This window comes from Luedemannella helvata (assembly GCF_039528415.1).
Taxonomy (GTDB): Bacteria; Actinomycetota; Actinomycetes; order Mycobacteriales; family Micromonosporaceae; genus Luedemannella; species Luedemannella helvata.
The window spans coordinates 47,051-65,375 of record NZ_BAAALS010000017.1; the positions used below are offsets into that span (position 1 = coordinate 47,051).

The 18,325-nt window shown below is 73.5% G+C and carries 16 protein-coding genes and 1 pseudogene; 13 read left to right on the plus strand and 4 right to left on the minus strand.

All coding sequences use genetic code 11. The features are described from left to right. Positions 1 to 55: 55 nt before the first annotated feature. Both ABD191_RS17885 and ABD191_RS17890 read right to left on the minus strand, forming a co-directional pair. Positions 56 to 757, minus strand: coding sequence for a response regulator (locus ABD191_RS17885; protein WP_344083050.1), 702 nt, complete (start codon positions 755 to 757; stop codon positions 56 to 58). Continuing rightward, entirely contained in the window at positions 754 to 2,034 is a 1,281-nt protein-coding gene (locus tag ABD191_RS17890) for a sensor histidine kinase (RefSeq protein WP_425560749.1), read from the minus strand. The genes ABD191_RS17885 and ABD191_RS17890 overlap by 4 nt, the downstream gene beginning before the upstream one ends. Before the next feature lie 434 nt (positions 2,035 to 2,468). Between ABD191_RS17890 and ABD191_RS17895 the strand changes: the two genes are divergently transcribed. The 8 genes and pseudogenes from ABD191_RS17895 to ABD191_RS29285 all read left to right on the plus strand — a co-directional run. Beyond that, a complete protein-coding gene (locus tag ABD191_RS17895) occupies positions 2,469 to 4,352 on the plus strand; it encodes a glycoside hydrolase family 6 protein (protein WP_344083052.1) in 1,884 nt (627 codons plus the stop codon). Between the two features lie 353 nt (positions 4,353 to 4,705). Next, entirely contained in the window at positions 4,706 to 5,800 is a 1,095-nt protein-coding gene (gene ssd, locus ABD191_RS17900; protein ID WP_344083054.1) for a septum site-determining protein Ssd, read from the plus strand. Next, complete coding sequence (locus tag ABD191_RS17905; RefSeq protein WP_344083056.1) at positions 5,797 to 7,026, plus strand: TadA family conjugal transfer-associated ATPase; 1,230 nt, start codon at positions 5,797 to 5,799, stop codon at positions 7,024 to 7,026. The genes ssd and ABD191_RS17905 overlap by 4 nt, the downstream gene beginning before the upstream one ends. Then, positions 7,023 to 7,994, plus strand: coding sequence for a type II secretion system F family protein (locus ABD191_RS17910; RefSeq protein WP_344083058.1), 972 nt, complete (start codon positions 7,023 to 7,025; stop codon positions 7,992 to 7,994). The genes ABD191_RS17905 and ABD191_RS17910 overlap by 4 nt, the downstream gene beginning before the upstream one ends. Next, positions 7,991 to 8,593 (plus strand): type II secretion system F family protein, encoded by a 603-nt coding sequence (locus ABD191_RS17915; RefSeq protein WP_344083060.1) that lies wholly within the window; start codon positions 7,991 to 7,993, stop codon positions 8,591 to 8,593. Before ABD191_RS17910 ends, ABD191_RS17915 begins: the two co-directional genes overlap by 4 nt. Positions 8,594 to 8,610: 17 nt before the next feature. Continuing rightward, positions 8,611 to 8,802 carry a DUF4244 domain-containing protein gene (locus ABD191_RS17920; protein ID WP_344083062.1) on the plus strand — a complete coding sequence of 64 codons (192 nt, stop codon included), beginning with the start codon at positions 8,611 to 8,613 and terminating at the stop codon, positions 8,800 to 8,802. Further along, positions 8,802 to 9,293 carry a TadE family type IV pilus minor pilin gene (locus ABD191_RS17925; RefSeq protein ID WP_344083064.1) on the plus strand — a complete coding sequence of 164 codons (492 nt, stop codon included), beginning with the start codon at positions 8,802 to 8,804 and terminating at the stop codon, positions 9,291 to 9,293. The genes ABD191_RS17920 and ABD191_RS17925 overlap by 1 nt, the downstream gene beginning before the upstream one ends. Further along, positions 9,290 to 9,655, plus strand: a pseudogene (locus ABD191_RS29285) (Rv3654c family TadE-like protein); the annotation flags it as partial. The gene ABD191_RS17925 and the pseudogene ABD191_RS29285, both read left to right, overlap by 4 nt. Positions 9,656 to 9,795: 140 nt before the next feature. Here the strand turns inward: ABD191_RS29285 and ABD191_RS17930 are convergent. Next, positions 9,796 to 12,075 (minus strand): DEAD/DEAH box helicase, encoded by a 2,280-nt coding sequence (locus ABD191_RS17930; RefSeq protein ID WP_344083201.1) that lies wholly within the window; start codon positions 12,073 to 12,075, stop codon positions 9,796 to 9,798. A 168-nt stretch (positions 12,076 to 12,243) separates the two neighbouring features. Here ABD191_RS17930 and ABD191_RS17935 point away from each other — a divergent pair, with 168 nt between their 5' ends. The 3 genes from ABD191_RS17935 to ABD191_RS17945 all read left to right on the plus strand — a co-directional run bounded on the left by ABD191_RS17935 (position 12,244) and on the right by ABD191_RS17945 (position 15,582). After that, on the plus strand, positions 12,244 to 12,591 hold the full coding sequence (locus tag ABD191_RS17935; RefSeq protein ID WP_344083066.1) for an STAS domain-containing protein: 348 nt from the start codon (positions 12,244 to 12,246) through the stop codon (positions 12,589 to 12,591). Positions 12,592 to 12,612: 21 nt separating this feature from the next. Next, positions 12,613 to 13,071, plus strand: coding sequence for an ATP-binding protein (locus ABD191_RS17940; protein ID WP_344083068.1), 459 nt, complete (start codon positions 12,613 to 12,615; stop codon positions 13,069 to 13,071). A 168-nt stretch (positions 13,072 to 13,239) separates the two neighbouring features. Further along, a complete protein-coding gene (locus ABD191_RS17945) occupies positions 13,240 to 15,582 on the plus strand; it encodes a sodium-translocating pyrophosphatase (protein ID WP_344083070.1) in 2,343 nt (780 codons plus the stop codon). A gap of 104 nt (positions 15,583 to 15,686) precedes the next feature. Here ABD191_RS17945 and ABD191_RS17950 read toward each other — a convergent pair whose 3' ends face one another. Next, complete coding sequence (locus ABD191_RS17950; RefSeq protein ID WP_344083072.1) at positions 15,687 to 16,796, minus strand: hypothetical protein; 1,110 nt, start codon at positions 16,794 to 16,796, stop codon at positions 15,687 to 15,689. 117 nt (positions 16,797 to 16,913) lie between these two features. Between ABD191_RS17950 and ABD191_RS17955 the strand changes: the two genes are divergently transcribed. Beyond that, the gene (locus ABD191_RS17955; RefSeq protein WP_344083074.1) at positions 16,914 to 17,432 is read left to right on the plus strand and encodes a hypothetical protein; all 519 of its coding nucleotides are present in this window, start codon (positions 16,914 to 16,916) and stop codon (positions 17,430 to 17,432) included. Beyond that, entirely contained in the window at positions 17,423 to 18,163 is a 741-nt protein-coding gene (locus tag ABD191_RS17960) for a hypothetical protein (protein ID WP_344083076.1), read from the plus strand. Before ABD191_RS17955 ends, ABD191_RS17960 begins: the two co-directional genes overlap by 10 nt. Positions 18,164 to 18,325: the final 162 nt, after the last annotated feature.

Below are 18,325 nucleotides of genomic sequence, written 5' to 3' on the forward strand. Positions count from 1 at the left end.
CCAAAGGCTAGGGAGTCGGCCCCGCCGCCCGCGTCGGACGCGAGAAGGATTCTGATCATCCTCCGCGAGAGGGAGAGTCGCTGTCGGCGCCCGGCGCTACGACGCCGTTCTCGTACGCGTAGACGACAGCCTGGGTACGGTCGCGAAGCCCGAGCTTCGCCAGCACCCGCGACACGTGCGTCTTGACCGTGGTCTCGCTGACGTAGAGCAGTTCGGCGATCTCGGCGTTGGTCGCGCCCCGGGCCAGGGCGACGAGCACCTCATACTCGCGTTCGGTCAGCTCCGCGGGCCGGTGCTTGCCCGGCAGCGGCGCGGGGGCGCTGAACTGTTCGATAACCCGCCGCGTGACCTGGGGCGACAGCAGCGCGTCGCCGCGCGCGGCCACGCGTACCGCGTCGATGAGGTCCTCCGGGCGGGCGTTCTTGAGCAGGAATCCGCTGGCCCCGGCCCGCAGCGCCTCGAAGAGGTAGTCCTCGCGGTCGAAGGTGGTCAGGATCACCACCCGGACCGGCTGCCCCGCGTCCTGGGGGAGGGCCAGGATCCGGCGGGTCGCCGCCAGGCCGTCCATGTCCGGCATCTGCACGTCCATCAGCACCACGTCCGGCCGCAGCGCGTTCACCCGGTCGACCGCCTCGGCGCCGTTGCGCGCCTCACCGACCACCTCGATGCCGTCCTCCGTCCCGAGGATGACCCGGAAGCCGGCGCGCACCAGGTCCTGGTCGTCCACCAGGACGACCCTGATCGGCCCGCCGCTCACGCCGCCACCGGTTCCGCGAGCGGGAACCGGGCCCGCACCTGGAACCCGCCGTCGCGCCGGGGCCCGACGATCAGGTCGCCACCGTGAACGGCCACCCGCTCGCGCATCCCGACCAGGCCCAGACCGGTCCCGTGCGGCGTGCCGGCGCCGCCGTGTCCGTCATCGTTGATCTCGACCTCCAGGCCCTGTCGCAGGTGCCGGATGCGGATCTCGGCCATTCCCGCTCCCGCGTGCTTGACGGTGTTGGTCAACGCCTCCTGCACCACCCGGTACGCGGACAGGGCGACCGCGTCGGGCACCGGTCGGGGCTCGCCGAACTCCGCGTACGTGACCCGCAGGCCCGTGACCCGCGCCTCCTCGGCCAGCCGGCTGATCTGATCGAGCCCTGGCGTGGACGCGTGGGATCCGTCCGCCGACCCGGACCGCTCGTCGTCCGCGCGCAGGACGCCGAGCAGCCCGCGCAGCTCGTCGATCGCCGTCCGGGCCGTTGTCTCGACCGCCGACAGCGCCTCGCTCGCCACAGCCGGGTCGGAATCGAGCACACGCCGCGCCGCGGCCGCCTGCACACCCATCACGGACACGTGGTGCGCGACGACGTCGTGCAGGTCCCGGGCGATCCGGACGCGCTCGGCCACCACCGCCTGGCGCGCGTTGTCGGCCTGTGACCTCCGCAACTGCTCGCCCTGGACGACCAGCTCGTACCGGCGGCGGGCCGACTCCCACGACTGGTTGCCGAACACGTACGCGGCCCCGAAGAACAGCACGTTGACGCCGATGCCGTAGAGGGCGGTGGCCAGCACCGGATCGAGCGGACCGGCGGCGTCGTCGAAGGCGTCCGGGTCCGGGGCACCCAGCGCGCGGTACATGTTGAGCCCGATGTAGCCGAACATGGCGACGATCACGGCGATGCGCACCCAGCGGGCCACCGCCCGGTTGGGGCCCCAGGCGCCCAGGCTGTACATAGCCAGAAACAGCGCGATCGATGGCGCCAGGTTGTCGCCGATCTGCCGTACCTGTCCCGCGATGAAAACAACCGAGATGATCACGAACACGGTCGCGGGGAACCGTCGCCGGAACAGCAGGGGCGCCGCGAGCACGACGGCCCACGCCAACTGCTCGCCCAGCGACGGAGCCGTGCCCTGAATGAACGCGCCCATGCTGTTGACGAGCACGGTGATGGTGACGGCGCCGGCCATCACCGCCAGGGTCATCGTGACGTCCTGGCGGTCACACAGGCCGCCCGGCCCCGGGCGACGCCACTGCTCCCAGTCCTCCACGCGGGCCAACCTAGCTCACGGGATTCCCGGGGTGAGCCGTCCATGTTGACCGAGAATCCGATTCGCCAGATTCTTACGCTTTTGCGGTATCCGGGCCATCATTCGTCATCGCTGATCAAAATATCGATGACTTTCGGTGGAATGCGCTTCCATCTATCAATGGGACTGAATCGGTTAAGTCCCGGTCGCGTGTTGTTCACTGAGACATCGAGCACCACCAGCGACGCTGCCCGTCCGGCGTACCCGAACGGACGGGTTTTTCTCCGTAAGTTTCTTAACATCGATCATGGTCACGCAATCTGACCTGGGCGGATGCTGAGCGCCATATGGATCGCTTGTGATGCCCGCAGACCGGTGCTTGACTCTGCGCTCGCCGAGAAGACGCAGGTCAATCGGACCACCGCCTATTGCCCGTCCCGTAGGAAGAAGCAGGCATGAGCATTCGCATGACACGACGCCGGGTGGCCGCACTGGCCGCCGGGGCCGTCGTGATCGGCGGCGTGGCGATCGTTCCGGCGCTGCCGGCGAACGCAGCGACCGCGTGCAACGTCACGTACAACATCGTCAGCCAGTGGGGCAACGGCTTCCAGGGCGGCGTGACCCTCAAGAACACCGGCGACGCCTGGACCTCGTGGAACCTCACGTTCTCGTTCGCCAACGGCCAGACCGTGGCCCAGGGCTGGTCCGGCAAGTGGACCCAGTCCGGCGCGAACGTCAGCGTGGCCAACGAGTCGTGGAACGGCTCCGTGGGCTCCAACGGCGTCGTCGACCTCGGCTTCATCGGGAACCTGACCGGCGCCACCAACGCGGCGCCCGTGTCGTTCGCCGTCAACGGCGTGACCTGCGGCGGGACCCCGGTCACGTCGGCGCCGGTGACCACGACCCGGGCCGCGACCTCGGCCCCGGTCACCACGCGCGCGGCGACGTCCGCTCCCGTGACGACGCGCTCGATCACGTCCGCGCCGGTGAGCAGCGCGGCCGTCACCACCCGCCCGCCGACCTCGGCCGTGGTCACCTCCGCCGCCCCCAGCACGCCGAGCACCTCGCGCGTCGACAACCCGTACGCGGGCGCGAACGGGTACATCAACCCGGACTACGCCGCTCAGGTCACCGCCGCCGCCACCGCCAAGGGCGGCACGCTCGGCGCCGCCATGGCCAAGGTCGCCGAGCAGCCCACGGCCGTCTGGCTCGACCGCATCGCCGCGATCAACGGCGCGAACGGCAGCAAGGGCCTCGCCGCGCACCTCGACGCCGCTCTCGCGCAGCAGGCCAGCAGCGGCAAGCAGGTCGTCATCACCATCGTCATCTACGACCTGCCCAACCGTGACTGCTCGGCGCTGGCCTCCAACGGCGAGCTGCTCATCGCGAACAACGGGCTGGCCCGGTACAAGACCGAGTACATCGACCCGATCTACGCGATCATGAACCAGTCGAAGTACGCCTCGCTGCGCATCTCGACGATCATCGAGCCGGACTCGCTGCCGAACCTCATCACGAACCTGAGCTTCGCCAAGTGCGCCGAGGCGAACTCGACCGGCGCCTACATCGACGGCGTCGCGTACGCGGCCGGCAAGCTGCGCTCCATCTCGAACGTGTACACGTACGTGGACGTGGCCCACTCCGGCTGGCTCGGCTGGGACTCGAACCTGACCCCGTTCGTGAACCTCATGGCCACCCTGGCGAGCAAGACGACGGGCGGCTTCAACGCGTACGACGGTTTCGTCTCGAACACCGCGAACACGACGCCGACCATCGAGCCGTACATGACCGCCGGCCAGATGATCAGCGGCAACCCGGTCCGCTCGGCGAACTTCTACCAGTGGAACCAGTACATCGACGAGCAGTCGTTCGTCCAGGCCCTGCGCACCGCGCTCATCGCCAAGGGCTTCCCGTCCTCCATCGGCATGATGATCGACACGTCGCGTAACGGTTGGGGCGGCTCGGCCCGTCCGTCGGGCGCGTCGACCTCGACCGACCTCAACACCTTCGTGAACGCCACGAAGATCGACCGTCGTATCCACCGGGGCAACTGGTGCAACCAGAACGGCGCCGGCATCGGCTTCCGTCCCCAGGCCAACCCGGCCGCCGGTCTCGACGCGTACGTGTGGATCAAGCCTCCGGGCGAGTCGGACGGTGCCAGCGAGGTCATCCCGAACGACGAGGGCAAGGGCGCCGACCCGATGTGCGACCCGACGTACACCGGCAACAGCCTCAACGGCAACAACCTCACCAACGCGCTCCCGAACGCCCCCCTGGCCGGCAAGTGGTTCCCGGCCCAGTTCGAGCAGCTCGTCACCAACGCGTACCCCGCGCTGTAAGTCCCCTGGTAAACGGGTGGGGCGCCTCGGCGCCCCGCCCGTTTCGTGCTCTCCGGCCCCGTCCCGCGCCCCGTCCCGCGCCCCGCGCCCCCCACTTCGACGTTTGGACAGTTCCGCGTGTTACCGGCAGGCCTTGTTTCCCGCGGAACTGTCCAAACAGCAGGATCTTGCGGGGCGGGGCGGGGTGGGGAGGGTGTGAGGGCGTGGAGGGCGTGAGGGTGGGTATTCCCGGGTGGGGGTTTTCCACAAGGGACCTGGTTTTCCACAGATCTTGATTCGGCGGCCGTAGGAGGAGGTCCGGCTCGGCAGGGTGGGCGGCGACGTTACCGCCCACGCACGAATCGGAGCCCGCCGTGCCGGTCCTCGCGCCGCCCGCCATCGCCGAACCGCCCCTTCCGCTCGTCGTCACCGCCGATCAGGAACTCCTCGACGACCTCCTGCGGCTGGCCGGCTCCAGCGGCGCCGCCGTGGAGGTCGCGGCCGACCCGGCCGCCGCGCGGGTCCGGTGGGCGGGCGCGCCGCTCGTCGTGGTCGGCGTCGACGCCCTCGACGCGTGCGCCCGGGCGGCGTTGCCGCACCGCGCCCGGGTGGTCGTCGTCGCCCGCGACTGTGCCGGTGGGCCCGTGGCCGAGGCCGCGTGGCGGCGGGCGGAGTCCGTACGGGCCGAACATGTCGTCCTGCTCCCCGACGCCGAGCCGTGGCTCGCCGACCGGCTGGCCGACCCGGCCACCGACACCGGGGCGCGCGGCCGGGTCGTGGTGGTCCTCGGCGGCCGGGGTGGCTGCGGCGCGAGCGTCCTGGCCACCGGCCTGGCCGTCACCGGGCTCAAGCAGCGGCGCGCCACCCTGCTCGTGGACGCGGACCCGCTCGGCGGCGGCGTCGACCTCGTGCTCGGCTGGGAGGAACGCGACGGGCTGCGCTGGCCGCAGCTCGCGGAGGCGAACGGTCGCGTGCACCCGCCAGCCCTGGTCGCGGCGCTGCCGAGCCAGGGAAGCCTCGCGGTGCTCTCCTTCGACCGCGACAGCGACGGTGAGGTGCCGGCCGCCGCCATGGCTGCCGCGCTCGACGCCGGCCGGCGCGGGCGCGACCTGGTCGTGGTCGACGTGCCGCGCTACCTCGACGAGGCGGCGCGCTTCGCCCTGACGGCGGCCGACCGGGCGTACCTGCTCGTGCCCGGCGACCTGCGCGGCTGCGCGGCGGCGGCGCAGGTGGCGGCCCGGGCCCGGCCCTACTGCCCGCAGCTTTCGGCCGTCGTGCGCGGGCCGATTCCCGGCCGGATCGGCGCGGCCGAGGTCGCCGAGGTGCTCGGCCTCCCGCTCGCCGGGGTCGCCCGCACCGAACCGCAGCTGACCCGAGCGTTGGAGCGCGGCGAGGCGCCAGCCGGCACCGGACGTGGACCGCTCGCGCAACTGTGCCGCCGGCTGCTCGCAGAGACCTTCGCGTCATGAGCACCCGACCGCGGCCCGACCTGGTGGATCGCGTGCGTCGACGGCTCACGGTCGCGGAGACCGGCGTGACACGGTCGGCGGTGCTCGGCGCCGTGCTGTCCGAACCGGGCCAAGCACCGCTGGGCAGCAACACGCTGCGCCGCGTCACCGACGACGTGTTCGCCGAGATGGCGGGCGCCGGGCCGCTCGCCGACCTGCTCGCCGAGCCCGCCGTCACCGATGTCGTGGTCAACGGCCCGGCCGAGGTCTGGGTCGACCGGGGCGCCGGCATGGTCCGCACGGACGTCTCCTTCCCGGACCAGGGAGAACTGCGCCGCCTCGCCCAGCGCCTGGCCGCCGCGTGCGGCCGGCGCCTCGACGACGCCTCCCCGTTCGTCGACGCGCACCTGCCGGACGGCAGCCGACTGCACGCGGTGCTCCCGCCGGTCGCGGTCCGCGGGCCCTACCTTTCCCTGCGTACGTTCCGGCAGCGCGCGTTCGGGCTCGCCGAACTGGTCGCGACCGGCGCCGTCGCACCGGCGGCGGCCGACCTGCTGCGCGCCATCGTCGCGGCCCGCCTCGCGTACGTCGTCTCCGGCGGGACGGGCACCGGCAAGACCACCGTGCTGAGTACCCTGCTCGGCCTGGTGCCCGCGCACGAGCGGATCGTCGTGGTCGAGGACGCCGCCGAGCTGCGGCCGGCGCACCCCCACGTCGTCGCCCTGCAGGCCCGCGACGCCAATGTGGAGGACGCCGGCGGCGTCGCGCTGCGCGACCTCGTGCGGCAGGCGCTGCGGATGCGGCCCGACCGGCTCGTCGTCGGTGAGTGCCGGGGCGCCGAGGTCGTCGACATGCTCGCCGCCCTGAACACCGGCCACGAGGGCGGCGCGGCGACCCTGCACGCCAACACGGCCGCCGACGTACCCGCCCGGCTGGAGGCGCTCGGCCTGCTCGGCGGCGTACCGCGCGAGGCGCTGCACGCGCAGATCGCCGCCGGGTTGCAGGTGGTCGTCCAGCTCGGGCGCGCCGGCGGCCGGCGGATGGTGACCGAGATCGGCGTACTCGCGCCCGGCCTGCCCGTGCGGGTGGTGCCCGCGTGGCGGCGCGCCGACGGGCCCGGACCGGCGGCCGGCGCGCTCGCCCAGCTGCTGCGGGAGCGGGGCATCGGCGGCGGGTGGGACGCGCCCACGGCCGTGATCTCCCCGAGCGCGCCCGTCGGCGCGGCGGCGGATCGGCGGACGTCGTGACCACGGTGGCGCTGGTGGCCGCCGTCCTCGCTGTCACCGCGTGGCTGTGCGTCGCCATCCTGCCCGGCCGGCTCCGGCGGGCGCGGTGGCGGTCACTGCTGCGGACCCTGCGGCGCACGGGCTGTCCGACGGTGGGCGGCGGGCAGGCGGACGACGGCGGACTGCCGATGAGCGGCGGCGCGGCGGCGAGTGAGCTGCCGCTGGACGGCGGCTCAGCGGGTGGGTGGCCGCCGGTCGGCGGCGCTGCGGGTGGGCTGCCGCCGGTCGGCGGCCCTGCGGCGGGTGGCCGGCTGCCGGTGAGCGGCGGCGCGGTGGGCCGTGGCGGCCGGGCCGCGCGCAGGCGGGATCGGCTGGCCAACCTCCCGCCTCGTGCGGCGCGCCGGGTCGCGGCGGCTGCCGGGTTCGCCGCGGGTGGGCTCGTCGCGGTGGTCGTCGGGCCGGTCGCCGGCGTCGTCACCGCCAGCTACGTCGCGGCCGGGACGGTAGCGGCCGGTCGTTCCGTCCGGGCGCGGGCCGCCGCGCGACGGTTCGACCGCGCGGTCGACGGGGTCGCCACGCTCGCCGCCGAACTGCGGGCCGGGGTGCCGGCCGAGATCGCCGTGCGCGACTGCGCCGCCGAACTCACCCGCGACGTGACCCGACGGGTCGCGGCGGCCGTGACGCTCGCCGAGCGTACGGGCGCGCCCCTGGCCGCCGTGCTCGACCGGCTCGACCAGCAGCTTCGGGCGGCCGTCCGGCTCCGGGCGACCGTCGCCGCACAGGCCGCCGGGGCACGGGCCAGCGCGCTGCTGCTCGCCGTCCTGCCGCTCGCCGGGGTCGGCCTCGGGCCGGTCATGGGCGTGTCGCCGGGCACGGTGCTGCTGGGCACGCCGATCGGCGCCGGTTGCCTGTGCGCCGCGGTGGCCCTGCAGCTCGGCGGGTTGGCGTGGGCGGCCCGGCTCGCCCGCCCGCGCGGGGTCCCGCTGTGACACGCCTGCTGAGACCGATCGCTGTCGTGGCGGCCGGCGCCGCGCTGGGATACGGGCTGGCCGGCTGGGTCGGCCTCGCGGCCGGCGTCGTGGCGGCCGCGGTAGGGGTGGCGTGGCTGGCCCGGCAGGAGCCGGCGGCCGTACGGGCGGAGCGCGAGGCGGTGCGCGCCGAGCTGGCGTACGCGGACGCCCTGCTCGCCGCCGCGCTGCGCGCCGGGGCGCCGCCCGACCGGGCCGCCGCCGAGGTCGCGGACGCCCTCGGCGGGCCGGTGGGACGGCGGCTCGGCCGGGTCGCCCGCGCGCTGCGCCTCGGGGCCACGGCGGAGGAGGCGTGGGCCTACCTCGGCGACGACCCCGCCGTGGCCCGGGTCGTGCGGGCCGCGACCCGCGCGCAGCACCGGGGCGCCGCGTTCGCCGAGGCGCTCACCCGCGTCGCCGACGACCTGCGTGCCGCCGACGTGGCCGCCGCCGAGGCCGCCGGGCAGCGCGCCGCCGTCCTCATCGTCCTGCCGCTCGGGCTGTGTTTCCTGCCCGCCTTCGTGCTCGCCGGGCTGGTCCCGGTGGTCGTCGCCGTCCTCGGCGATGTGCTTCCCCACTGATCGGAAGGAGCTTTTCCATGCGCGTACGCGCGAACCGCCTCCGTACGAGGCTTCTGGCCCACCTCGGCGGCGACCGGGGCATGTCAACGGCCGAGTACGCCGTCGGCACGCTCGCGGCGGTGGCCTTCGCGGGGCTGCTGCTCAAGGTGGTGACGTCCGACTCGGTGCAGAAAGCGCTGAACGGCATCATCACGCGGGCCCTGAACTGATGGTCGAGCGCAAGGCGCGGTGGGTCGTCCGGCCCACCGCGCCGCCTCACCGCCGCTCGCCGGCCGGTACCGGGCCGTGGCCAAGGCGGCCGCCCGGGCCGGCGCGGCCCTGGTCGCCGTGGGCGTGGCTGGGCGGGCGCCGGGAGGCGACGGACCGGGGCGCGGCGACGGTGGAGATCGCCGTCGCGCTGCCCGTACTCGTGTCGTTGACGTTGGTGGCCGTCGGCGCGGTCAACGCCGTGCTCACCAGGGTGCGGTGCGTCGACGCGGCCCGGGACGCGGCGTTGGCCGCCGCGCGGGGCGACGCTGGCGAGGCGGCCGGCCGGCGGCTCGCCCCGGACGGCGCCAGCGTCGTCGTCAGCGTGGACGGTGACCTCGTGCGGGCGCGGGTCCGCGCCGTGGTGCGACCGTTCGGCGGTCTCGGGCAGTTCACGGTGACCGGCGAGGCCACGGCCGCCGTCGAGCCGGGCGTCGGGGACGGCCCGCCATGACGGCCACCCACCAAACGCGGCCGGCAGCGGGCCGCCGGGCGCGTTCCGGAGAGCGAAGCCGAGTCTGGCCGGCAAGGACCGGCCGGGACGGTGCCGACCGTGGGGCGGCGTCCGTGCTGGTGCTCGCGTTCGGACTCGTCGTCGTGCTGCTCGGCGGGGCGTTCGCGCTGGTCGGCGCGGCAGTGGTGGCCCGGCACCGCGCTCAGGCGGCCGCCGACCTCGGGGCGCTCGCCGGGGCCGCCCACGCGCCCGCCGGTCAGGCCGCCGCGTGCGTCCGAGCCGCCGCCATCGTGGCCGCCAACGGCGCCTCGCTCGCGGCGTGCGCCGTGGACGGCCTCGACGTGACCGTCACCGCCGAAATCCGCCTGCGGGTGCCGGGTGCGGCGGGCGGCGCGGCCCGCGCCTCCGCGCGAGCGGGACCCGTCGCGCCCGTGTCAGCGGCGGGCGTCGCGCCTGTGTCAGCGGTGGCCGTCGCGCTTACGTCAGCGGCGCCTCGCCCGCGTCAGCGGCGGGCGTCGCGCAGGGCACCGAGAACCACGTCGAGGACGGCGACCGCGCCGGCCTTGTCGAGGGGGTCGTTGCCGTTGCCGCACTTCGGCGAGTGCACGCACGACGGGCAGCCCTTCTCGCAGAGGCACTCCGCGATCGCCGTCCGGGTCGCGGTCAGCCAGTCGGACGCCGCCAGGTACGCGCGCTCCGCGAACCCCGCGCCGCCCTGATGGCCGTCGTAGACGAACACCGTCGGTACGCCCGTGTCCGGGTGCGCCGCCGTCGACAGGCCGCCGATGTCCCAGCGGTCGCACGTCGCCACGAGCGGCAGCAGGCCGATCGCCGCGTGCTCGGCCGCGTGCAGGGCGCCGGGCACGTCGCACTCCACGTCGTCCGGCAGCGCGGAGGGCGCGATGGTCCACCAGACGGCGACCGTACGCAGCTCGCGGGCCGGCAGGTCCAGCGGCCGGGTGTCGATGACCTCCCGGGTGGTCAGGCGGCGGCGCTGGTACCCGACGACCTGGTTGGTCACCTCGACCTCGCCGAGGAACAGGCCCACCGGGCCGGCATCCACATAGGAGGTCACCGACACGACGCCCAGGTTCGTGACGTCGCGCGGGTGGGTGGTCCAGTCGGGCTCCTCCGCGTGCACGAGCGCCACGGCGTCGTCGAGGTCGAGCTGGTCCACCACGTACGAGGTGCCCTGGTGCAGGTGGACGGCCCCCGGGTGCACCTGCACGTGGGCGGCGGCCGGGTCGACCGTACCCAGCAGGCGGCCGGTGGCCGCCTCGACGATGGAGACCTCCAGGCCGCCGCTGCCGCGCAGGTCCACGTCCGGGCGGCCCGTGCCGGTCCAGTACCAGCCCGTCGGGCGGCGGCGCAGCGCCCCGGCCGCCACCAGCGCGTCGAGGACCCCTTCGGTCTGGTCGCCGAAGAGCAGCAGGTCGTCAGGGGTCAGAGGCAGCTCGGCGGCCGCGCAGCACAGGTGCGGGCCCAGCACGTACGGGTTGCCCGGGTCGAGCACGGTCGCCTCCACCGGGCGGCCGAACAGGGCCTGCGGGTGGTGCACCAGGTACGTGTCGAGCGGGTCGTCGCGGGCCACGAAGACACACAGCGCCTCCCGCCCCGCGCGGCCCGCCCGCCCCGCCTGCTGCCACAGCGACGCGAGCGTGCCCGGATACCCGGCCAGCAGCACGGCGTCCAGGCCCGCCACGTCGATGCCCAGTTCCAGGGCGTTCGTGGCCGCCAGCCCCAGCAGCTCGCCCGAGACCAGCGCCCGCTCCAGGGCGCGGCGCTCGTCGCGCAGGTAACCACCCCGGTACGCGGCGACCCGCTCCGCCAGCTCCGGCACCGCGTGGCCCAGGCCCCGCCGGGCCACCGACGCGACCACCTCCGCGCCCCGCCGGGAGCGTACGAACGCCAGCGTGCGCACCCCGTGCGACACCGCGTCGGCGAGCAGGTCGGCCGTCTCCATGAGCGCCGAGCGGCGCACCGGGGCGGCGTCCACCACGCCGTCGGCGTCCAGGCCGGGCAGCGGCGGCGGCTCCCACAACGCGAACGTCACCCCGGCGCGCGGCGACCCGTCCTCGGTGACGGCCGCGACCGGCAGGCCGGTCAGCCGCCCCGCCGTCGTCGCCGGGTCACCGGCCGTCGCCGAGGCCAGGATGAACGTGGGCTCCGAGCCGTACCGGGCGCAGATGCGGCGCAGCCGCCGCAGCACGTGCGCCACATGGGAGCCGAACACTCCCCGGTAGGCGTGGCACTCGTCGATCACGACGTACCGCAGCCGGCGCAGGAACGTCGCCCACGCGTCGTGCCGGGGCAGGATGCCCCGGTGCAGCATGTCCGGGTTGGTCAGCACCAGCCGGGCGTACTGGCGGATCCAGTCGCGCTCGGCGGTCGGCGTGTCCCCGTCGTACCCGGACGGGCGTACGGTCTCATCGGCCAGAGCCACGACGGAGCGCAACTGATCCGCGGCGAGCGCCTTCGTCGGCGACAGGTAGATCGCGGTGGCCTTCGTCTCCGTCGCAAGTCGCGCAAGAACGGGCATCTGGTACGCCAGGGACTTGCCGGACGCCGTCCCGGTCGCCACGACGACATGCCCGCCCCGCCAGGCGATCTCCGCGGCCTCCGCCTGGTGACGCCACGGAGCCACGACGCCACGGTCTGCCAGCCGCTCCCGTAGACCCTGCGGCACCCACTGCGGCCAGGGCACACCCACCCCCGCCCGGGCCGGCAGCCGCTCCACGTGCGTCACGCAACCCGCGGTCGTGGCCGCCCGGCCGCTGACCATGCGGTGCAGCAGCTCGCCGGGATCGGGCACGACAACGGTCACTCCTGCACTCTCGCACCCTCGTCGTGGCGCGCGTCGCGCGGCACCGGCTCAGGTGGCAAGATGCCTCCCGATGGCATTGCCGTCACTGCCATGGTGGAGCGGGACCGCCCGAGCGGAGGAGAGCTCATGGAGCTGTCGATGACGGCGCGGGCCGAGGCCGGGTACACGGTGCTCGAGATCGGCGGGGAGATCGACGTCTACACGGCCCCGCAGTTGCGCGAGGAGCTGTACCGCCTGATCGGCGCCGGCGTCACCAACATCGTCGTGGACCTGAGCCGGGTCGACTTCATCGACTCGTCCGGCCTCGGCGTCCTCGCCGGCGTGCTGCGCCGGCTGCGCGGCGTCGACGGGACGCTGCGGCTCGTCTATTCCCACGAGCGGCTGCTGAAGATCTTCCGGATCACGGGCCTCGACTCGGTGTTCGACATCTACGAGACGGTCGACGCCGCCACGGGCGCCGGCCAGAGCCGGTGACGTACGGCGGGCGCTGAGCGCATGGCACACATTCATCTCACCTTCTCGCCCGACCCGGCGTACATGCGCACCGTGCGCCTGGTGGTCGCCGCGGTCGCGCGCCGCGCCGGCATATCCGCCGAGACGGTCGAGGAGATCCGGCTCGCCACCGCCGAGGCGTGCGCGCGGGCCGTCGCGCGCCACCGCGCGTACCGGATCCGGACCCCCATCGAGGTGTCCATGACCGACGGCGACCGGTTCACGGTCCGGGTCACCGACCACGGGCCGCCCGAGCCCGGCATCGGCGCCCGCTACTCGCGGGGCGCCGGGGTCGTCGTCGACGACCTCGCCGACGACGACATCCCGGACGACGAAGTCACCGCCGACATGTCATTCGTGCTGCTCAAGGGACTCGTCGCTGATCTGAAGATCGCTCACAGCTCCGCGTCCGCCGGCACCGAGGTCTACATGTCCTGGCCGGTCAGCCGCGCCGGCCGGTAGCACAGCGACACAGATCACCGCGACACGGAAGGCGGCGGGTGTGACCACAGTTACTCCGGGCCGCTAGAGTACGGCCGTCATTCACACTGCGCTGGTCGGCGGGCCGATCAGCACGCGCCCCGCGCCAGCCGCGGGCAGTGAGCACGTGTCGGTACAGGAGGACAACGGATGTCCGAGCTGACCCTAGAGGGGTCGAACCTCACCTACGTCGTCATAGCGGCGGTCATCGCGCTCGTGGCCCTCGGCTTCGCCGGGGCACTCGTCAAGGCGGTGCTCAGCACCGGTACGGGCACCAAAAACATGCAGGAGATCGCGGGGGCTGTGCAGGAGGGCGCGTCAGCGTACCTGTTCCGGCAGTTCAAGACCCTGGCGATCTTCGTCGTGATCGCCGTCGTGCTGCTGTTCCTGCTCCCGGTGCACGATCTTGACGGCAGCGAGACCGCGGTGAAGATCGGCCGGTCGCTGTTCTTCATCGTGGGCGCGGGCTTCTCCGCCTTCATCGGCGGCGCCGGCATGGCGCTGGCCACGCGCGCCAACCTGCGCGTCGCCGCGGCCGCCCGTGAGGACGGGGGCCGCGAGAAGGCCATGCAGATCGCCTTCCGCACCGGCGGCGTGGTCGGCTTCCTCACCGTCGGCCTCGGCCTGTTCGGCGCGGCCGTCGTCGTGCTCGTCTACAAGGGCGACGCGCCGACCGTCCTGGAGGGCTTCGGCTTCGGCGCGGCGCTGCTCGCCATGTTCATGCGGGTCGGCGGCGGCATCTTCACCAAGGCCGCCGACGTCGGCGCCGACCTGGTCGGCAAGGTCGAGCAGAACATCCCCGAGGACGACCCGCGCAACGCCGCGACGATCGCCGACAACGTCGGCGACAACGTGGGTGACTGCGCCGGCATGGCCGCGGACCTCTTCGAGTCGTACGCGGTGACGCTCGTCGCCGCGCTCATCCTCGGCAAGGCCACCTTCGGGGCCGACGGTCTGGTCTTCCCGCTGATCGTGCCGACCATCGGCGTACTGACCGCCATCATCGGCGTGTTCATCACCCGGCTGCGGCCCTCGGACCGCAACGGCCTCGTGGCGATCAACCGGGCGTTCTACCTGTCAGCGGCGATCTCCGCCGTCCTGGTCGCCATTGCCGCGCTGTTGTACCTGCCCAAGGAGTGGCCCGCCGACTGGCTGCAGCGCCTCGGCTCCACCGACCTGCCGGTCGGCCCGCAGTGGGTCGCGATCATCGCGGTCGTCATCGGTATCGTGCTCGCCGCCGCCATCCAGGCGCTCACCGGCTACTTCACCGAGACTGAGAAGCGCCCGGTCCAGGACATCGGCAAGTCGTCGCTGACCGGCCCGGCCACCGTCGTGCTCGCCGGCATCAGCGTCGGCCTCGAGTCGGCCGTGTACTCGGCGCTCGTCATCGGCGCCGGCGTGTTCGGCGCGTACCTGCTCGGCGGCGGGTCGGTCCTGCTGTCCCTGTTCGCGGTCGCGCTCGCCGGCACCGGCCTGCTCACCACGGTCGGCGTCATCGTCGCCATGGACACCTTCGGCCCGATCAGCGACAACGCGCAGGGCATCGCCGAGATGTCCGGCGACATCGACGAGCGCGGCGCCCGTACGCTCACCGAGCTCGACGCCGTCGGCAACACCACCAAGGCGATCACCAAGGGCATCGCCATCGCCACGGCGGTGCTCGCCGCCACGGCGCTGTTCGGTTCGTACACGTCCAGCCTGACCACGTCGCTCGCCGACGCGGGCGAGACGAACATCGGCGCGTACGTGTCGGACCTGCTCAACGTCGCCAACCCGCGCAATCTCGTGGGTCTGCTCCTCGGCGCCGCCGTCGTGTTCCTCTTCTCGGGTCTGGCGATCAACGCCGTGTCCCGGTCGGCGGGTGCGGTCGTCTTCGAGGTCCGCCGCCAGTTCCGCGAGTTCCCGGGCATCATGGACCGCACCCAGCGGCCCGAGTACGGCAAGGTCGTCGACATCTGCACCCGCGACGCCCAGCGCGAGCTGATCACGCCCGGCCTGCTGGCCGTGCTCGCCCCCGTGGCGGTCGGCTTCGGCCTCGGCGCCGGCGCCCTGGCCAGCTACCTGGCCGGCGCGATCGGCGCGGGTACGCTCATGGCGGTGTTCCTGGCCAACTCCGGTGGCGCCTGGGACAACGCGAAGAAGCTCGTCGAGGACGGCTCCTACGGCGGCAAGGGTTCCCCGTCGCACGCCGCGACCGTCATCGGCGACACGGTGGGCGACCCGTTCAAGGACACCGCCGGCCCGGCCATCAACCCGCTGATCAAGGTGATGAACCTTGTCTCGCTGCTCATCGCGCCGGCCGTGGTGATGTGGAGTGTCGGCGACGACGCGAACACCGGGCTGCGGGTGGGCATCGCCGTCGTCGCGGTCCTGATCATCGCGGCGGCCGTGGTCGTCAGCAAGCGCCGCCCGATCGCCATGGCGGACGGTGATGACCAGGGAAAAGCGCCGTCTGACCAGGACGACGACGACTTGGAGCCCGTCAAGGCCTGACAGTTCCCGCAGGTAAGAAAGGGCCGCCGGCGCGACGCGCCGGCGGCCCTTCGCCGTGTTGGTGGTCAAGCCGTGTTGGCGGTCAATCAGCGCCATGTGGGCGGTCAATCAGCGCGGTGGCGGCCGTCCTCGATGCGGGGCAGCGGCGCGGTCGGCTGCTGCGGCGGCGGTACGGGCCGGTGCGGGGCGCCGGGCACGAGGCCGGGACCGCCGGGTTCGGCCGGCGGCCCGTAGCCGCGCGGCGGCGGTGCCGGGTTCGGCTGGCCCATGCCGCCCACGAGCGGGCTGGGCTGCACGAGGGGGTGTGGCGGCGGTGGGGGCGGCGCGCCGTACGTCGCCGGCGGGTACGCCGACCGGGGTTGCGGGATGACCTGCGTCGCCGCCGGTAGGACGGCCGTGTGCCCGCCGCCGGCCAGGGCCGGGGCCGGCGCGTCCTCCTCCGGCTTGCCGCCGCGCAGCAGCCACCAGATCAGGATGCCGCCGCCGACGATGAGCAGGGTGCCGAGCAGGTACATCGGCCAGGGCACGCCGCTGCCGGAGTTGTTCGCGGTGGCGGCCGCCGTCGGCTGGCCGGCTTCGCCGCCGCCGGGCAGGACGTCGGTGGCCGTCTCGACCGGTAGCTCCGAGGTGGGCGGCGCCTCGGTGGTGGGTTTCGGCGACGGGGACCGGCTGGGCGACGGGGCGGCGCCGGCCCGGACGGTGAGCGCGTGGGCACGGGAGAACGCGGGGTCGTTGAAGCCGGCGGCGGTGACGCCGAGGCGCACGGTCGCCCGGCCGGCGGGGGCGTCGGAGGTGAACCGCAGGGTGAGGCCGAGCGACAGTTCGTCCTGGCCGTTGTCCGCGCCGCGCGGCCGCAGCGTCTTGCCGTTCTGGTCGATCGGGATCCGCAGCGTTCCGTTGCCGAGGGCCTCGGCGGCGCGCGCGCCGCCGCCGTTGATCGAGACACGGACGTGCTGCGGCTGGACGCCCCGCAGTTGGATGTAGAGTGCGCGGCGCACGTCGACGTACATCAGCCGGCGGGTCTCGTTGCGGATCCGGGTCTGGACCTCACGGCCCTCGCCGCCCGCGACGATGGGCGACGAGACCTGCATGGTGACGTCGATGCGGGGGCTGATGGCCCACGCGGGGGCGGCGGTGACGACGGCGGTGCCCACGCCTGTCATGACCGCGACGGCGACGGCGGTGACGCGAAGAAGCTGGCGTTTCGCGGTCATTGGTCCCTCGCTGGTGTGGGCAGCCCAAACGAGGCACACGGTAGCGTCGCGCCGACCGGGTGGACAACTGTGCGAGGGCAACTCCCCAACACGCAGAGAAGGTCATAAGCTCCCCGCATGGTCCGGACCCGGCGTCTGATGCCGCTCGCCCTCGCGGTGCTCCTCCTGGCGGGCTGTGCGGTCGAGCCCAAGGAGTGGGCGAGTTCCGTCTGCGCCGCCCTCACCCCGTGGCGCAAGCAGATCGCCGACCTCAACGCGAAGGCGCAGCAGCAGATGGCGAGCGCCAAGACGCCGGCGGCGACGCAGAAGAACCTGGTCGCCCTCCTGGGCGGCGCGAGCGACGCGAGCGAGAAGGCCCGTAAGGCCGTCGAGGACGCGGGCGAGCCGGACGTGGACCAGGGCGAGGTGATCGCGCAGAAGTTCGTCGAGTCGCTCGCCGCCGTGCGTGACGCGTACGGGCACGCGAAGGCCGACATCCAGAAGCTGTCGACAAAGGACGACCAGGATTTCTACGACGGGGTGGTGGCCATCATCACGACCCTCAACCAGGAGTACGCGTCGAGCCGGCTCGACACGAGCGCGATCACCTCACCGGAACTCTCGAAGGCCTTCGACGAGATCCCAGAATGTCGTTGATCCGACAGCTTTCTCTCTTTGGTGTGGAGGCCCGCCGGCCGGAGCCGGCGGACCTGGTCGGACTGCTCGCCGGTGGGGGCCGGGTGATCCGGATGGGCGGCACCGCCCGGGTGGTGATCACGGTGGACGACCCGTGGCGCGCGGCCGTCCTCGTGCGCGAGTGCGCCCGCCGCGATCTGGCCGCGACGGTGGTGTCCACGCTCGCCCCGGTGCAACACCGCGAGCTGAGCGTGGTCGCGGTCGCCGAGTCGGCTGACGACGGCACGCCGCCCGAGCCGGAACAGGCGCCCGGGCCGCGCCGCAAGGCCGCCGAGGCGACGGCCGATGACCCGCAAACACAGGACACCGAACCCCCCGTCGAGCGGTTCGAGGTGCGGACCGCGTACACCAAGATCTTGATTCCGTTGGCGCGGACCTGGCTGGCCGCCGACGGCAGCAAGTCCCCGCCGCGCCGGCTTCACCTCGACGGGCGCGCGCTGCGTCTGTGGGTCACCGCGAGTGGGCGGTTGGAGAACCCGGGGGTGTACGCCCTGGAGGTGGGCGCCGACGACGACGCGACCTGGCCGGTAGTGGGCCGGGCGCTGAGCGCGGTCGGGCTCGGAGCCGTGTTGATCAAAGGGCGTCCGGGCGGCCCGGCGTACCGTATCTCTGGTCGCCGGAAGGTGGCCCGGCTCGCCGAGATGATCGGCGATCCGCCGCGCCCCTCCCCGGAAGGGCTCTGGCCGAGCTAGCCTCAATACGGCAAGCGGCTGGGGTAGATAGGTTAGATGTCGCTAATGCCCGTAATGTGGCACTTCGACCCCCAGGAACGGCGCGTGACGGTGGTCACGCTTGACCGTACGTGTACCGTTTGACAACCGTCAGGACGTCAATGCGCCCACGTTGGGGGTGGG

What these genes read in the sequence shown, in the direction of transcription:
- ABD191_RS17920 (WP_344083062.1), top strand. Translation starts at nt 8,611, where the DNA reads ATGCGCGTACGCGCGAACCGCCTCCGTACGAGGCTTCTGGCCCACCTC.
- ABD191_RS17930 (WP_344083201.1), bottom strand. Translation starts at nt 12,075, where the DNA reads ATGGTCAGCGGCCGGGCGGCCACGACCGCGGGTTGCGTGACGCACGTG.
- ABD191_RS17945 (WP_344083070.1), top strand. Translation starts at nt 13,240, where the DNA reads ATGTCCGAGCTGACCCTAGAGGGGTCGAACCTCACCTACGTCGTCATA.
- ABD191_RS17895 (WP_344083052.1), top strand. Translation starts at nt 2,469, where the DNA reads ATGAGCATTCGCATGACACGACGCCGGGTGGCCGCACTGGCCGCCGGG.
- ABD191_RS17950 (WP_344083072.1), bottom strand. Translation starts at nt 16,796, where the DNA reads ATGACCGCGAAACGCCAGCTTCTTCGCGTCACCGCCGTCGCCGTCGCG.
- ABD191_RS17960 (WP_344083076.1), top strand. Translation starts at nt 17,423, where the DNA reads ATGTCGTTGATCCGACAGCTTTCTCTCTTTGGTGTGGAGGCCCGCCGG.
- ABD191_RS17940 (WP_344083068.1), top strand. Translation starts at nt 12,613, where the DNA reads ATGGCACACATTCATCTCACCTTCTCGCCCGACCCGGCGTACATGCGC.
- ABD191_RS17955 (WP_344083074.1), top strand. Translation starts at nt 16,914, where the DNA reads ATGGTCCGGACCCGGCGTCTGATGCCGCTCGCCCTCGCGGTGCTCCTC.
- ABD191_RS17905 (WP_344083056.1), top strand. Translation starts at nt 5,797, where the DNA reads ATGAGCACCCGACCGCGGCCCGACCTGGTGGATCGCGTGCGTCGACGG.
- ABD191_RS17935 (WP_344083066.1), top strand. Translation starts at nt 12,244, where the DNA reads ATGGAGCTGTCGATGACGGCGCGGGCCGAGGCCGGGTACACGGTGCTC.
- ABD191_RS17925 (WP_344083064.1), top strand. Translation starts at nt 8,802, where the DNA reads ATGGTCGAGCGCAAGGCGCGGTGGGTCGTCCGGCCCACCGCGCCGCCT.